The sequence below is a fragment of the Sanguibacter suaedae genome (assembly GCF_016342785.1).
Taxonomy (GTDB): Bacteria; Actinomycetota; Actinomycetes; order Actinomycetales; family Cellulomonadaceae; genus Sanguibacter; species Sanguibacter suaedae.
The window spans coordinates 195,394-209,283 of record NZ_JAEINH010000004.1; the positions used below are offsets into that span (position 1 = coordinate 195,394).

General features: G+C 70.1%; 17 protein-coding genes and 1 tRNA gene. 13 read left to right on the plus strand and 5 right to left on the minus strand.

Going from position 1 to position 13,890, the window contains the following annotated elements; genetic code table 11:
- Nucleotides 1-35: 35 nt before the first annotated feature.
- A tRNA-Leu gene (locus JAV76_RS06660) sits at nucleotides 36-112 on the plus strand.
- Nucleotides 113-134: 22 nt separating this feature from the next.
- Nucleotides 135-728, plus strand: coding sequence for an ankyrin repeat domain-containing protein (locus tag JAV76_RS06665; RefSeq protein ID WP_198733242.1), 594 nt, complete (start codon nucleotides 135-137; stop codon nucleotides 726-728).
- 247 nt (nucleotides 729-975) lie between these two features.
- Here the strand turns inward: JAV76_RS06665 and JAV76_RS06670 are convergent, their stop codons facing one another.
- Nucleotides 976-1,725 carry a DUF8175 domain-containg protein gene (locus tag JAV76_RS06670; protein ID WP_198733243.1) on the minus strand — a complete coding sequence of 250 codons (750 nt, stop codon included), beginning with the start codon at nucleotides 1,723-1,725 and terminating at the stop codon, nucleotides 976-978.
- A 285-nt stretch (nucleotides 1,726-2,010) separates the two neighbouring features.
- Between JAV76_RS06670 and JAV76_RS06675 the strand changes: the two genes are divergently transcribed.
- From JAV76_RS06675 to JAV76_RS06695, 5 genes are all read left to right on the plus strand, one after another.
- Nucleotides 2,011-2,604: an ankyrin repeat domain-containing protein gene (locus JAV76_RS06675; protein ID WP_198733244.1), complete on the plus strand. Its 594-nt coding sequence runs from the start codon at nucleotides 2,011-2,013 to the stop codon at nucleotides 2,602-2,604.
- A 12-nt stretch (nucleotides 2,605-2,616) separates the two neighbouring features.
- On the plus strand, nucleotides 2,617-2,988 hold the full coding sequence (locus tag JAV76_RS06680; RefSeq protein WP_198733245.1) for a DUF2185 domain-containing protein: 372 nt from the start codon (nucleotides 2,617-2,619) through the stop codon (nucleotides 2,986-2,988).
- A 38-nt stretch (nucleotides 2,989-3,026) separates the two neighbouring features.
- Complete coding sequence (locus JAV76_RS06685; RefSeq protein WP_198733246.1) at nucleotides 3,027-3,383, plus strand: hypothetical protein; 357 nt, start codon at nucleotides 3,027-3,029, stop codon at nucleotides 3,381-3,383.
- An 82-nt stretch (nucleotides 3,384-3,465) separates the two neighbouring features.
- Complete coding sequence (locus JAV76_RS06690) at nucleotides 3,466-3,885, plus strand: arsenate-mycothiol transferase ArsC (protein ID WP_198733247.1); 420 nt, start codon at nucleotides 3,466-3,468, stop codon at nucleotides 3,883-3,885.
- Nucleotides 3,882-4,292 carry a response regulator gene (locus JAV76_RS06695; RefSeq protein ID WP_198733248.1) on the plus strand — a complete coding sequence of 137 codons (411 nt, stop codon included), beginning with the start codon at nucleotides 3,882-3,884 and terminating at the stop codon, nucleotides 4,290-4,292. Before JAV76_RS06690 ends, JAV76_RS06695 begins: the two co-directional genes overlap by 4 nt.
- Nucleotides 4,293-4,303: 11 nt before the next feature.
- Here the strand turns inward: JAV76_RS06695 and JAV76_RS06700 are convergent, their stop codons facing one another.
- The 3 genes from JAV76_RS06700 to JAV76_RS06710 are packed head-to-tail and all read right to left on the minus strand — an operon-like array spanning nucleotide 4,304 to nucleotide 7,820.
- Entirely contained in the window at nucleotides 4,304-5,992 is a 1,689-nt protein-coding gene (locus JAV76_RS06700; protein ID WP_198733249.1) for a sensor histidine kinase, read from the minus strand.
- A gap of 56 nt (nucleotides 5,993-6,048) precedes the next feature.
- Nucleotides 6,049-6,894 carry an ABC transporter permease gene (locus JAV76_RS06705; RefSeq protein WP_198733250.1) on the minus strand — a complete coding sequence of 282 codons (846 nt, stop codon included), beginning with the start codon at nucleotides 6,892-6,894 and terminating at the stop codon, nucleotides 6,049-6,051.
- Nucleotides 6,891-7,820: an ABC transporter ATP-binding protein gene (locus tag JAV76_RS06710; protein WP_198733251.1), complete on the minus strand. Its 930-nt coding sequence runs from the start codon at nucleotides 7,818-7,820 to the stop codon at nucleotides 6,891-6,893. The genes JAV76_RS06705 and JAV76_RS06710 overlap by 4 nt, the downstream gene beginning before the upstream one ends.
- 274 nt (nucleotides 7,821-8,094) lie before the next feature.
- Between JAV76_RS06710 and JAV76_RS14885 the strand changes: the two genes are divergently transcribed.
- The 6 genes from JAV76_RS14885 to JAV76_RS06740 all read left to right on the plus strand — a co-directional run bounded on the left by JAV76_RS14885 (nucleotide 8,095) and on the right by JAV76_RS06740 (nucleotide 13,457).
- Nucleotides 8,095-8,922, plus strand: a complete 828-nt coding sequence (locus tag JAV76_RS14885) for a Bax inhibitor-1/YccA family protein (protein WP_307844046.1) — start codon at nucleotides 8,095-8,097, stop codon at nucleotides 8,920-8,922.
- Nucleotides 8,923-8,979: 57 nt separating this feature from the next.
- Nucleotides 8,980-9,384, plus strand: coding sequence for an FKBP-type peptidyl-prolyl cis-trans isomerase (locus JAV76_RS06720; RefSeq protein ID WP_198733253.1), 405 nt, complete (start codon nucleotides 8,980-8,982; stop codon nucleotides 9,382-9,384).
- Between the two features lie 189 nt (nucleotides 9,385-9,573).
- A complete protein-coding gene (locus JAV76_RS06725) occupies nucleotides 9,574-10,455 on the plus strand; it encodes a hypothetical protein (RefSeq protein WP_198733254.1) in 882 nt (293 codons plus the stop codon).
- 21 nt (nucleotides 10,456-10,476) lie between these two features.
- On the plus strand, nucleotides 10,477-11,874 hold the full coding sequence (locus tag JAV76_RS06730; protein ID WP_198733255.1) for a cystathionine beta-synthase: 1,398 nt from the start codon (nucleotides 10,477-10,479) through the stop codon (nucleotides 11,872-11,874).
- A 45-nt stretch (nucleotides 11,875-11,919) separates the two neighbouring features.
- Nucleotides 11,920-13,125, plus strand: a complete 1,206-nt coding sequence (locus JAV76_RS06735; RefSeq protein WP_198733256.1) for a cystathionine gamma-synthase — start codon at nucleotides 11,920-11,922, stop codon at nucleotides 13,123-13,125.
- Nucleotides 13,122-13,457, plus strand: a complete 336-nt coding sequence (locus JAV76_RS06740) for an Rdx family protein (RefSeq protein ID WP_307844047.1) — start codon at nucleotides 13,122-13,124, stop codon at nucleotides 13,455-13,457. The genes JAV76_RS06735 and JAV76_RS06740 overlap by 4 nt, the downstream gene beginning before the upstream one ends.
- Here the strand turns inward: JAV76_RS06740 and JAV76_RS06745 are convergent, their stop codons facing one another.
- On the minus strand, nucleotides 13,458-13,883 hold the full coding sequence (locus tag JAV76_RS06745) for a DUF5997 family protein (RefSeq protein WP_198733257.1): 426 nt from the start codon (nucleotides 13,881-13,883) through the stop codon (nucleotides 13,458-13,460).
- Nucleotides 13,884-13,890 lie beyond the last annotated feature (7 nt).

The window sequence follows — 13,890 nt, forward strand, 5'->3', positions numbered from 1 at the left end:
AGGTGCACCGGCCGCGCCTCTTGCACCCGGTGCGCGCCCCCATAGCCCAATCGGCAGAGGCATCCGACTTAAAATCGGCGCAGTCAGGGTTCGAGTCCCTGTGGGGGCACCACGAACCGTTCCGGTCCGCGGCGATGTTCGTCGAGACGCTTCCCGAGGAGGCAGAGATGCCCAGTGCGATGAGTGCCGCGCGCAGATCGACGTTGGACAGGTTCTTGCGGATCTATGAGCCCGGATCGGTGGGGTCCTGGGTGAGTAGCACGGGCGAGACTCTGCTCCACTGTGCGTTGCAGAATGGGCAGCCCGAGAACAGGGTGGCGATCGCCATGCATCTGCTCGACGACAACGCCGATCCCGCCGCGCTGATCCTGCCGGAGCGCTACACGACGCTGCATCTCCTTTTCGCGCACAACGTTCATGACGTCGAGGCTGAAGTGCCTCTGTTGAAGCGACTGATCAGTGGCGGCGCTGATGCGAATATCGTCGCCGGGCGAGGGTGGGGAACGCCTCTGCAGACGCTGGCTTCACGGTTGAAGTTCAGCGACGAGGAGCTGGAGCCCTTCTACGACGTCCTCTTCGCTCAGCCGGACCTTGACCTCCTGCGCGAGGGAGAATCAGGACGATCCACGCTGGAGAGCGCGCGGCTGATGGCGAACGACCGTCAGAAGCTGGCGGAGCGGATGGAAGACTACCTCCACGCGCACGGCCAGAGTGGCCCCGACAGCTGAGGGGGCGCATCACGAGCTACCCGGAGTTCATCCTGAAGGCTGGGGCGTGCCTGCGCGCTCGAGCCCGCCCTGATCGGCATCTACGACATCCCGGTCGGGTCCGACCTGCAGATCGTCGACGAGGGACAAGGGATCCGCATCGTCGAGACCGCGACAGGCCGCGAGATCCCGCTGGAGATCCGCGAACGAGGATGGGCGTCGCACGCGGTGGCTTGCGGCCGTGGGATCCCGGCGAAAATTGGCAGAACTACTCTCCCCAGGGCACATAGCCACTCATGTCAGGGATTTGGGCAACATTCAGCGGCTCTTCGACATCGGTGCTGAGCTTCCAATCGCCATCCTGCCATACCAGTTCATAAACTCCTGAGGCGAAGATGGCCCGCCCGCCGCTCGAGGTGGTAATAGCCAGATCGATGCGGGCAGAGTCGCCATCATACTTGAGGACGCGAAACCCCACGAGCTTGGTGCGGCCTTCACTTCCTTCAGCAGGGCCCATCTCGGCTGTCAGTTGGTCGCGATACTTGCCTTCCGCGAGAACGTAATCAGCCCACTCCATCGACGTGGCAGCGTCAGAGCCCTGGGTGATCGCATTTGCTGACATGAACAGGGCCCCCGAGGGCGAGCGTTGGAAGCACGTGCGGATTCCGTTCTCGGCGCTGTCGGCCGGGCCGAACTCCTCGGACGTCGGGTAGGCCGTCGTTCCCTGGTAGTGCCACTCGGCGTCTGGGGCGGCGGTGAGGGTGCCTTCCAGCTCTTCACCGTCTAGGCCGCACACGCTCGCGTCCTCCGCGACGTCAGTGCCCGCTGAGGGGTTCACGGTAGGGGCGGCGCGATCGCTCGTGGTCGTGGTCGTAGCAGGCTCCGCTGTGTCGGCGCCCCTTGTCGCCATGTTCGCCACCACGACGACACCGGCCACGATGAGCGCGATGACGGTGACGGCCGCGACGACGAAGCTCGGGCGGTAGTGAGGGTTCTTCTCGGTCATTTCGTCAGCCATGATCGACTTTCTCTCAGGATCCAGTGGTTTTCGTGAACCAGGCGACCGGCTCCGATGACGTCGGTCCAGCCTGGCATACCTGCTGAACGGATGACACGGGAGCGTACCGGACGGCGCACTCCCGTCGTCGTCCCCGGAGGACGTATGGTTTGAGGTGCAGCGGCCGTGCCTCTGGCACCCGTGCGCGCCCCCCGTAGCCCGGTCGGCCGAAGCATCCGACCTACAATCGACGCGCCGGGCTTCGACTCCGTGTGGGGCCACCACAAGCCGTTCCGGTCCGCGGTGATGTTCGTCAAGACGCTTCCTGGGGAGGGAATGTTGCCCAGTCTGATTACTGCTGCACGCAGATGCAGTCTGGACGAGTTCTTGCGGATTTATGAGCCCGGTTCGGCGCAGTCGTGGGTGAGCGGAACGGGTGAAACGCTGCTCCACTTCGCGCTGCAGAACGGAGAGCCCGCGAACAGGGTTGCGATCGCCATGCGCTTGCTCGATGATAACGCCGACGCTGCAGCGCTGGTACCGCCGGAGCAATACACGACGTTGCATCTATTGTTTGCTCACAACTCCCACGACTTCCAGGCCGAAGCGCCTCTTTTGGAACGACTGATCGCTGGGGGTGCCGATGTGAACATGGTCGCCGGGCGAGGGTGGGGGACGCCCCTCCAGGCGTTAGCCTCGCTGGGCAAATACAGCGACGATGAGTTGGAGCCCTTCTACAACGTTCTCTTTGCACGACCCGGCCTGGATCTCCTGCGCGCGGGCAAATCGGGCCGAAGTACACTCGAGAGTGCGAAACTGCTGGGACCCAGACGTCAGAACCTGGCGGCGCGGATGGAAGACTATCTCAACGCGTACGGCATCACTACTGAAAACAGCTGAGGAGAACGCACGATGACGAGCTACCCGGAGTTCATCCCGAAGGCCGGGGCGTGCCTGGTGTCCAAGAACGCGTTGTCGAGGGCCGGGCGCGTGCGGTGGATGGTGCGTGTCCCGTCGCAGGCGCCGGTCGACAACGGGTGGCGGATCTTCAGTCACATCGACTCCCAGGAGTACCTCGCCGACACGAGCAACCTCCAGATGACCGACTTCAATGCCGTCTGCGCGCTTGAACCGGCCCTGATCGGCATCTACGACTTCCCGGTCGGGTCCGACCTGCAGATCGTCGACGAAGGTCAAGGGATCCGCATCGTCGAGACCGCGACGGGCCGCGAGATCCCGCGGGAGAACTTCTACGTCCCGCCGACGATGCGCGCGGACGGGTGACCCAGGTCCAGAGGGATGCAGCAGACCGGATCACAGCGATGAGCGCCCCCAAGGTGTTGTGGCTCATCGCGATCGTCTCGGGGTTCTTCCTTGCCGGGGCCCTCGTCGCTCTTGGCTACGAAGCCGACCGGGAGAACACCGGTGGGCAGGTGGGCCCTGGTGAGATCTCGTTGCTCGTGGTCTTCCTCGTCGCGACGTCCGCGGCGGTCCTGACCACGGTGCGCCGCCGACGGCACCTCCGTCCCACGGGGCCGGCCATCTCGCGCGCGGAGCTCGCCGTCGCGCTCCTGGGGCTCGTGGCCAGCGTCGTCGTCCTGCCGGCCGCGCTCCTCGCCGTGGGCGTGCTCGTCCGCGTCGTGCACCGGGCTCTGCAGACCGAGGACGCCACCACCTGACGCCCCGCCGCCGGACCGGGCCGGAGTGGTACCGGAACGCGTTCGCATGGACGTCGGCGCTCCGTCGGTGCACACTCGGGGCATGGCTACCGAGCGACCCAGCGTCCTGTTCGTCTGCGTGAAGAACGGGGGCAAGTCCCAGATGGCCGCGGGCCTCATGCGGGCTGCCGCCGGCGACGCGGTCGACGTGTTCTCCGCAGGCACCCACCCCGGCGACTCCCTCAACGCCCAGTCCGTCGAGGCGCTCCTCGAGATGGACGTCGATATCCGCGACCAGCGACCCCAGGCGATCGACCCTGTCCTCCTCGCGAGCGTCGACGCCGTCGTCGTCCTCGGCTCCGAGGCGCGCGTCGACGCCCCTGTCGGCGTCACCGTCGAGACGTGGGAGACCGACGAGCCGTCCGAGCGCGGCATCGAGGGCATGGAGCGGATGCGCCTCGTGCGCGACGACATCGCCGGCCGTGTCGCCGACCTCCGCACCAGACTCGGACAGACGCTGTGACCGAGGACGAGGGCGCGTCGCCCTCGGAGCAGCCCTCGGAGTCGTCCTGGTCCGTCGTCGTCATCGAGGACGACCTCGACGTCCGCACCCTCGTCGCCAACCTCCTCGAGCGCGCCGGCGTGACCGTGCACACCGCCGGGACGGGGGCCGCGGGCGTGGACCTCGCGGCGCGCCTCGACCCCGACCTCGTGACCATCGACCTCGGGCTGCCCGACATGGACGGCTACGAGGTCGCCGAGCTGCTCCGCGGGCCCGACGGCACCCGCCCCAGGTTCCTCGTGCTGTCCGCGCGCGCCGAGGAGATCGACGAGGACCGGGGCGCGGCCGTCGGCGCGGAGGCGTACATCGCCAAGCCCTTCCGGCCCAAGGACCTCCGCGAGAAGGTCCTCGAGATCCTCCGCGGCTGACCTCCCGTCGCTCAGTGGCCGCGCCCCGGGGTGACGCGCGGCAGCGTGACGCGGACGGTGGTCCCCACCCCGAGGACGCTCTGCACGTCGATGTCCCCGTGGTGACCGTTGACGATGGCCTTCGTGATGACCAGCCCCAGACCGACGCCGGGGATCGCGGCGTCGCGCGCCGAGTCCGCGCGGAAGAACTTCGTGAAGAGGTTCGTGAGGTCGTGCGCGTCCATCCCGATCCCGGTATCGCTCACGGTGATGGTCGCCCCGGTCTCGTCCGCGTGCACGATGACCCGCACGGTGCCGCCGCGCTCCGTGTACTTCACGGCGTTGGACAGCAGGTTGTCGATGACCTGGGAGATCCGGGCGTGGTCCGCGTGCTGCGTGGGTGTCGGGTCGATGTTCTGCTTGATCGTGATGCCGGCCGTGTCCGCCCGGGGCCGGAAGGACTCCACGGCCCGCTCCACGAGCTGGTCGATGCGCACGTCGGACATGCGGAAGCGCAGGGCCCCGGACTCGGCCTGGGCCGTGGTGAGGAGGTCCGAGACGAGCATGAGGAGCTGCTCGGCGTTCCTCGAGATCACCGTCATGTCCGTGAGCACGGAGCCCGGGAGCTCGTAGTCGCCGTCCTCGTGCCCGTCCTGGATGAGCTCGAGGTACCCGATGATCGACGTGAGCGGGGTGCGCAGCTCGTGGGAGACGGTCGCCACGAAGCTGTCCTTCGCGGTCATGGCGTTGAGGATGTCGGTGATGTCGTAGAACGCGATGACGGACCCGTCGGGCGTCCCGTCGTCCGCGAAGATCGGGCGCGACGTCACGGAGATGGCGCGGCGCTCCATGCGGTCGTCGCCCACCCACATCCGGAAGTCCGTGACCATCTCGCCGCGGATGGCGCGCATCACTGGGCGCTCCTCCGGCGGGACCGGTGTCTCGCCGTCCAGCTGGAAGAGGACGTGGCCGCGCTCAGTGGGGTCCGGGTTGTCGTTCGGTGACGCGAGGGCGTGGATGTCGCGGAGCTTGCGGTTGTAGAGGACGTCATTGCCGTCCGAGTCGACCGTGAGGAGCCCGATCTCCACGGTGTTGAGGACGGTCTCGAGCAGCGCGGACGTCTTCCGGCTGGCCCTCTCCTGGGCGGTGAGCAGGACGCTCTGCCGTCGCCAGTGCTCGGTGAGGATGGCGACGGTCCCACCCATCATGAGGACGATGAACGGCAGCATGAGGATGCGCAGCGCGAACTGCAGGCCGGTGGTGCTGCCGACGAGGACGTCGGGGACGAGGAGCACGAGGAAGCTCGCGAGGGTGGCGATGGCCACACCGCGCCAGCGGTACGCGGTGGCCAACCACACGACGGGGAACACGACGAGCAGCCCGAGGGTCGCGATCTCCTGGAGCACGGCGTGCCGGGCGAGGCCGATCGCCACGTAGTCCAGGGTGGGGATGAGGAGCGCGTACGGGCTGCGCAACGACTTCCAGGGCACGGCGAACGCGAGGAGCGACGCGACGGCCGCGACGGCGAACCCCGCCATGTAGGCGGGGTCGAGGAAGAGGTGTGTCGCGAAGATCCCGACCGCGATCGACACGATCGTGAAGGTCAGCGCGAAGGGGATCTGGTGCGCCGAGACCGCCGCCCGGGGGGAGCGGCCCACGGCGCGCGTCAGCCGCTCGTACACGCCCGGGTCGAGATCGCCGTCGGCGGAGAGGTCCCCCATGCGGCGAGTGTAGGTGTGGCGTCGTGCCGTCGCCCGGTTGTGCGGCCGTGTGTCGCTCAGGCGTCGCGGCGGCGCAGAAGGACGACGGCGGCCGTGGCAGCGACGGTGGTCCACACGAGGAGGACGGCGTAGCCCTCCCACGGGGAGAAGGAGTTGTACCCGGGGACGGAGAACACGGACTCGGCGGCGTTGGGCAGGTACGCGGCGGCGTCCTTGATCCACTGCCACGGGATGAGCGGCAGGAAGATGGGGAGGATGAGCACCAGCGCGACGACGACGGAGATGCCCGCCGCGGTGCTCCGCACGACCGTCCCCACCGCGAGGGAGAAGACCGTCATGGTCGCGAGGTAGAGGGCGCCGCCGAGGAGCATGCGGGCGACGTGCGTGTCCCCGAACGTCGAGTCGAGGCCCTCGGACGCGAGGAGGGGTTGTGCGACGACGAAGGCGAGGACCATGGAGACGGCGGCCACGAGGAACGCGACCGTGCCGTAGACGAGGGTCTTCGCGGCGAGGGCGGGGACGCGGGTGGGTGCCGCGGTGAGCGTCGAGCGGATCATCCCGGTGCTGTACTCGGACCCGATGGCGAGGACGCCGAGGACCACGAAGACGAGCTGTCCGAGGAACACCCCGAACACGGCGGCGGTCGCCCCCACACCGGTGCTGAGGTCGAGTCCCATCTCGGCGCCCGGCACGCCGCCGGCCGCGCGGACCTGCTCGGTGATGCCGTACGCCATGAGCGCGGCGAAACCCACGAGGACGACCACGGCCACGGACAGCGACCAGACGGTCGACCGGACCGACACGAGCTTGATCAGCTCGGAGCGGACCAGGCGAGGGAACGTGACCCTGCGGTCGGCGCCGCCGGCGGTGGCGCCCTTCCTCGGGCTGGTCGGTGAGGTCACGAGGGGCTCCCTGCGTCGGGGCGGGCGGTGGAGTGGTACTCGACCGAACCGGCGGTGAGCTCCATGTACGCCTGCTCGAGGGTCGAGCTGACGGGTGTGAGCTCGTGGAGGACGACACCCTCGCGGGAGGCCAGCTCGCCGACGCGGGCGCTGTCGACGCCGGTGACCGTGAGGAGGTCCGGTGCGGCGGCGGTCACGGTCGCGCCCTCCTGCTCCAGCAGCGGGATGAGCTGCGTGGCCCCGGGGCTCCGGACGCGGACCGCGGTGCCCGAGGCCGCCCCGACGATCTCCGACACGGGGGCGTCCGCGAGGATCCGCCCGCGCCCGATGACGACGATGTGGTCGGCGGTGAGCGCCATCTCGCTCATGAGGTGGCTCGACAGGAACACCGTGCGCCCGCCGTCGGCGAGCTCGCGCACGAGCCCGCGGACCCACAGGACGCCCTCGGGGTCGAGCCCGTTCACGGGCTCGTCGAGGATGAGCGTCCGGGGATCGCCCAGGAGGGCCGCGGCGATCCCGAGGCGCTGTCCCATGCCGAGGGAGAACCCGCCCACGCGGCGTCGGGCGACGCTCGCCAGGCCCGTCATGTCCACGACCTCGTCGACGCGGGCGCGCGGGATGCCGTGCGTCGCGGCCATCGCTCTCAGGTGGTTGCGGGCGCTGCGGCCGGTGTGCACGGCCTTCGCGTCGAGCAGCGCCCCGACCTCGGTGAGCGGGGAGCGGTGCCGTGCATAGGGCGCCCCGTTCACGGTGACGGTCCCCGCGGTGGGCCGGTCGAGCCCGACGATCATCCGCATGGTCGTGGACTTCCCGGCGCCGTTGGGCCCGAGGAAGCCGGTGACGAGGCCGGGCGAGACGGTGAACGTCACGTCGTCGACGGCGGTCTTGTCCCCGTACCGCTTGGTGAGTCCTCGAACCTCGATCATGGTCGCTCCGTCCGGTCGACGAGGTGCGCCCCACGGCTGCGGCGCACCGGTCGTGCACCCCCACCGTAGGCCCGGACGGGCGTCGTGGGGAACGGCCGCGAGGTGGAGGCCGAACCCTCCCGGGGCGGGGAGGTCGTCGACGATCGGCCAGCCCTGGGAACAAGGCCCGGAGACCGCTCGTTGGGTAGAGTTGGAAGGACATCCGGCCAGCGAGACCCCCTCGGCTGGCGCCGCGAGAGCGACGTCGGACCGGAACCGCGACCAGGAGGCACGAGTGGGAAGCCCAGTATTTTCTCGGAGCAACGTCTTCAGCCCGAACGCGAGCCCCGCGGCCGGGACCCAGCAGTACGGTACGCAGCCGCAGTACGGCCAGTACACGGCCGGGCACGCCGGCATGGACGCCGCGAGCATGAACAGCATGTACGACGCGCCGTCGGCGACCACCGCCCAGACGGGGCGCCTGACGTACGACGACGTCATCATGAAGACCGCGGGTCTCCTCGGCATCATCGTCGTGGTCGGGGCCATCACGTGGTTCACCGCACCGGAGCTGTTCTTCTTCGGTGCGATCGCGGGCCTCGTCCTCGGCCTCGTCAACGCGTTCAAGAAGAACCCGAGCCCTGCGCTCATCGTGGCCTACGCCGTCGCCGAGGGTGTGTTCCTCGGCGGGATCAGCGCGTTCTACGAGGCGCAGTTCGACGGGATCGTCCTCCAGGCGGTCGGTGCGACCGTCGCGACGTTCGCCGCGTGCCTGTTCCTCTTCCGGTCCGGTCGTGTGCGCGTGACGCCGCGGTTCACCCGCTGGTTGATGTTCTCCATCGCCGGGTATCTCGCGTTCTCGCTCCTCAACCTCGTCTACGTGGTGTTCCTCGGCGGCGACGGCTGGGGCATGCGGAACGGACCGCTCGGCGTGATCATCGGCCTCGTGGCCGTGGGCCTCGCGTCGGCGAGCCTCATCGTCGACTTCGACGCGATCCAGCGCGGCGTGCGCAACGGCGTCCCCGCGAAGTTCGCGTGGACCGCGGCGTTCGGCCTGGTCGTCACCCTCATCTGGCTGTACCTCGAGTTCCTGCGTCTGCTCGCGATCTTCCAGAGCGACTGACCGCTGGGGTCCCCGTAGTCTGGGGGCTCACCACCATCGAGGAGAGGTAACCGACCCATGTCGATCGAACTGCCACAGGCCAGCGGAGCATTCGGCGAGAAGCCGCAGCTGACGTTCCCCGCGTCGGGCGCCCCGGAGGGCCTGCAGGTGCAGGTGCTCTCGGAGGGTGACGGTCCCCAGGTCGCCGCCGGTGACAACATCGTGGTCCACTACCTCGGCCAGTCGTGGGGCGGGGGAGTGTTCGACAACTCCTACGACCGCGGTGCGACGATCGACTTCCCCATCGGTATCGGGGCTGTCATCGGTGGCTGGGACCAGGGGCTCGTGGGGCAGAACATCGGCTCCCGCCTGCTGCTCTCGATCCCGCCGGAGCTCGGCTACGGCGAGCGCGGCGTCCCGCAGGCCGGCATCGCCGGCGGCGCGACCCTCGTGTTCGTCGTCGACATCGTCGACGTCGCCTGAGCGGACCAGCACCGCACGAGCGCAGCACGGACCCGCAGAGTCCGTGAGGAGGCCGCCGCCCCCCTGGGTGCGGCGGCCTCCTGCGTGCCCAGGGCGTAGCCGACCTCATCCGCAGGGCCCAGGTGGTGGGCGCGCATATCCGACCTGGGAGTGATGCACCGCGCGTGGCGTCCGCGAGACGCTGGACGGGTGCTGACGATCCGACGTGCCCTCGTGGGCCTCCTCACCCTGGCCACCGCGTCGGTGCTCTCGGGCTGCGTGAGCGCCGACCCGTGGGAAGAGGTGTCACCGGTTCCCGTCGACGCGGACCCCGTCGTCCTCGCCGAGCAGGCGTCCGAGCAGGCCGAGACCCTCGGGCGGCTCCTCCAGGAGGTCGAGGCGCGGTTCGCCCTCGAAGCCCCCGACCTCGAGATCCTCGACGCGGGGACACCGGCCGAGGACGTCGCGACGGTGCTCGCCGAGACCGTCCCCGTGAACAGCCAGGCACGGGCTTTCCTGTGGTCGCACGCCGAGTACGTGGAGCAGCAGTGGTCCCGGGACGCGCCGGCCCGCGAGGTCATGGTCGTCGCCGGCGACGCGGAGGTGCTCGGGGTGGCCGGCGGTGACCCCGTCGCGTCGGTTCCCGTGCGCACCACGTACGTCCTCGACGACGGGACGAGTCACGAGACGGCCGTCGACTACGCGGTGTCGTGGCGGGAGACGACGACCTCGGGGGAGGTGCGCCTCATGACGGTGCGCCCGCTCTACGAGGACGACGACGTCGCCGCCCTGGACAGCGGGGCAGGACGGGGGTCGCCGCTCGGGGCGGTCCACGACTACGTGCGTGCCGTCACCCACGGGTCGAGCGGCACGATCGACCGTTTCGAGGGGACGGTCCGGACGTCCGAGGAGCTCCGTTCGGCGCTCAAGGACCGTCTGCTCGCCGTCCCGCGCTACACCCCGGTCGAGGTGCCCTGCGCCCGGATGGGCAGCACGCACGTCGTGTACCTCGTCCAGGACGGCGCGGACGAGCTCCTGCGCTTCGACGTGGACGTCTCCGGGGACGACCCCGTGCTGGTCCCGTACCTGTGACGCGGTCGGTACGGTGAGCGCATGAGATATGCGGACCACGTGAGCGAGCTCGTCGGCGACACCCCTCTCGTGCGGCTGGGCACCGTGACCGAGGGCCTCGCTGCGACGGTCCTCGCGAAGGTCGAGTACATGAACCCCGGCGGCTCCGTGAAGGACCGCATCGCCCTGGCCATGGTCGAGGCGGCCGAGGCCTCCGGCGAGCTCCGGCCGGGCGGCACCATCGTCGAGCCGACGAGCGGCAACACCGGCGTCGGCCTCGCCCTCGTCGCGCAGCGCAAGGGCTACCGCTGCGTCTTCGTGTGCCCGGACAAGGTGTCGGTCGACAAGCGGGACGTCCTGCGCGCGTACGGTGCCGAGGTCGTCGTGACGCCCACGGCCGTCGCTCCCGACCACCCGGAGTCCTACTACTCCGTCTCCGACCGCCTCGTCACGGAGATCCCCGGGGCATGGAAGCCCAACCAGTACGCGAACCAGAACGGACCGGCCAGCCACTACGCCACGACCGGTCCGGAGATCTGGGCCGACACCGAAGGGCGGGTGACGCACTTCGTCACCGGCGTCGGCACCGGAGGGACCATCACCGGGACCGGCCGGTACCTGCGTGACGTCTCCGCCGACCGTGACGGTGGCGAGGTCCGCGTGGTCGGTGCCGACCCCGAGGGCTCCGTGTACTCCGGCGGGACGGGTCGCCCGTACCTCGTCGAGGGTGTGGGCGAGGACTTCTGGCCCTCGGCGTACGACCCGGCCGTCCCGCACGAGATCATCGCCGTCTCCGACGCCGACTCGTTCGCGATGACCCGTCGCCTCGCCCGGGAGGAGGGCCTCCTCGTCGGCGGGTCGTGCGGCATGGCCGTCGTCGCCGCCCTGCGTCTCGCCGCGCGACTCGAGGCGGAGGACCCGGCGGCCGCAGCCCGGGCCGTGATCGTCGTCCTGCTCCCCGACGGCGGCCGGGGATACATGTCGAAGATCTTCTCGGACGCGTGGATGCGCTCGTACGGCTTCCTCGACGCGGAGCAGGGCGTGACCGCCGGTGACGTCCTGCGTGGCAAGTCCCGGGAGATGCCGTCCCTGGTCCACACGCACCCCACCGAGACGGTGCGCGACGCCGTGGAGATCCTCCGCGAGTTCGGGGTCTCGCAGATGCCCGTGGTCCTCGCGGAGCCGCCCGTCGTCATCGGTGAGGTCGCCGGGTCGGTGAGCGAGCGGGAGCTCCTCGACGCCGTCTTCTCCGGGCGGGCGGCGCTCACCGACACCGTCGAGAAGCACATGGCCGACCGCCTGCCCATCGTCGGGGCGGGGGAGAGCGTCGACGAGGTCCGTCGCGTCCTCGAGACCCACGACGCGACGATGGTCGTCGAGGACGGCAAGCCCGTGGGCGTCCTCACGCGCCACGACCTCCTCGGGTACCTCGCGAACTGACCGCTGACTGACACGGCCCGGGCCCGCGGCTAGGGTGGTCGGGTGATGAGCTCCGAGCACCCCGACTGGTCCACCGCGGGCTTCGCGACCCGCGCCATCCACGCCGGCCAGGATCCCGACGCCACCACGGGCGCCGTCGTCCCGCCCATCTACCAGGTGTCCACGTACAAGCAGGACGGGGTGGGCGGGCTGCGCGGCGGGTACGAGTACTCGCGCTCCGGCAACCCCACCCGCACCGCTCTCGAGGAGGCGCTCGCGTCCGTCGAGCTCGGTGGCCGGGCGTTCGCGTTCGCGTCCGGCCTCGCCGCCGAGGACACCCTGCTGCGCGCCGTGCTCCGCCCGGGCAGCCACCTCGTCATGCCCGACGACGCGTACGGCGGCACGTACCGCCTCGTGGCACGGGTCCTGGCCGCGTGGGGCGTGGACCACACCCCCGTCGACACGTCGGACCTCGCGGCCGTCGCCGCCGCCATCCGGCCCGGCGTCACCGGCGCCGTCTGGGTGGAGACCCCGTCCAACCCGCTGCTCGGCGTGAGCGACATCGCGTCCCTCGCGGACGTCGCGCACGCCGCCGGCGCGCTCCTCGTCGTCGACAACACCTTCGCGACGCCCGCCCTGCAGCGCCCCCTCACGCTGGGCGCCGACGTCGTCGTGCACTCGACCACCAAGTACGTCGGTGGGCACTCGGACGTCGTGGGCGGCGCCGTGGTCACAGCGACCGGTGCCGTGCTGCCCCTCGGGGCGACGGGACCCACCGGATCCCAGTCGCTCGCCGACGCCGTGGCGTTCCACCAGAACGCCGTGGGCGCCGTCGCGGGCCCGTTCGACGCCTGGCTCACCCTGCGCGGGCTGAAGACCCTCGGTGTGCGCATGGACCGGCACAGCGCCAACGCGGCGCGGATCGCGACGTTCCTCGAGGAGCACCCGGCCGTGGGCTCCGTGATCTACCCCGGCCTCGAGTCCCACCCGCAGCACGCCATGGCGAAGGCGCAGATGTCGGCCTTCGGCGGCATGGTCTCCTTCCGGACCGGCACGCTCGCCAAGGCCCTCGACGTCGTCGACCGCACCCGGGTGTTCACGCTCGCCGAGTCCCTCGGCGGGGTCGAGTCGCTCATCGAGCACCCCGGGAAGATGACGCACGCGTCCGTGGCAGGGTCTGTCCTCGAGGTCCCGGACGACCTCGTCCGGGTGTCCGTCGGCATCGAGGACGTCGACGACCTCCTCGCGGACCTCGACCAGGCCCTCGCGTGACCACGGAGCCCGCCGCCGCGGGCACGTCGTCGACGGTCACGGGAGTGGCGAAGGTGTCGATCGTCTACTGCACGCAGTGCCGCTGGCTCATGCGGGCCGCGTGGATGGCGCAGGAGCTGCTGAGCACGTTCTCCGACGAGCTCACAGAGGTCGCCCTCGTCCCCGCGACCGGGGGCGTGTTCCGGATCTCCGTGGGCTCGGAGACCATCTGGAACCGCAAGACCGACGGCGGCTTCCCGGAGATCACGCACCTCAAGCGCCTCGTCCGTGACCGCGTCGCCCCGGGGCGCTCCCTCGGTCACTCCGAGGCGACGGCCACGCCCGACGCCTGATCAGTTGCGGCCGGAACGCTCCGCACGCTCGGCCTTGTCGGCCTTCGCCGCGATCTTCGCGTCACGCTCGGCGATGCGCTCCTCCTCCTCGCGCACCTGGGCCTGGACGGCGCGCTCGCGGACGAGCCAGTCCGGCTCCTCCTCGCGCAGCTCGTTGATCTGCTCGGTCGTGAGGGCCTCGGTCACACCGCCGCGGGCGAGGCCGGCGATGGACACCCCGAGACGTGCCGCGACGGTGGGGCGCGGGTGCGGGCCGTTGCGGCGCAGCTCGGACAGCCACTCCGGGGGGTCGGACTGCAGGGTGTTGAGCTCCTCGCGGGACACGAGGGACTCCTGGAACTCCTGCGGCGTCGCCGGCAGGTACACGCCGAGCTTCTTCGCCGCAGTCGCGGGCTTCATGGTCTGGGGCGTCTTCGGCGGGGTCATGCGCCCA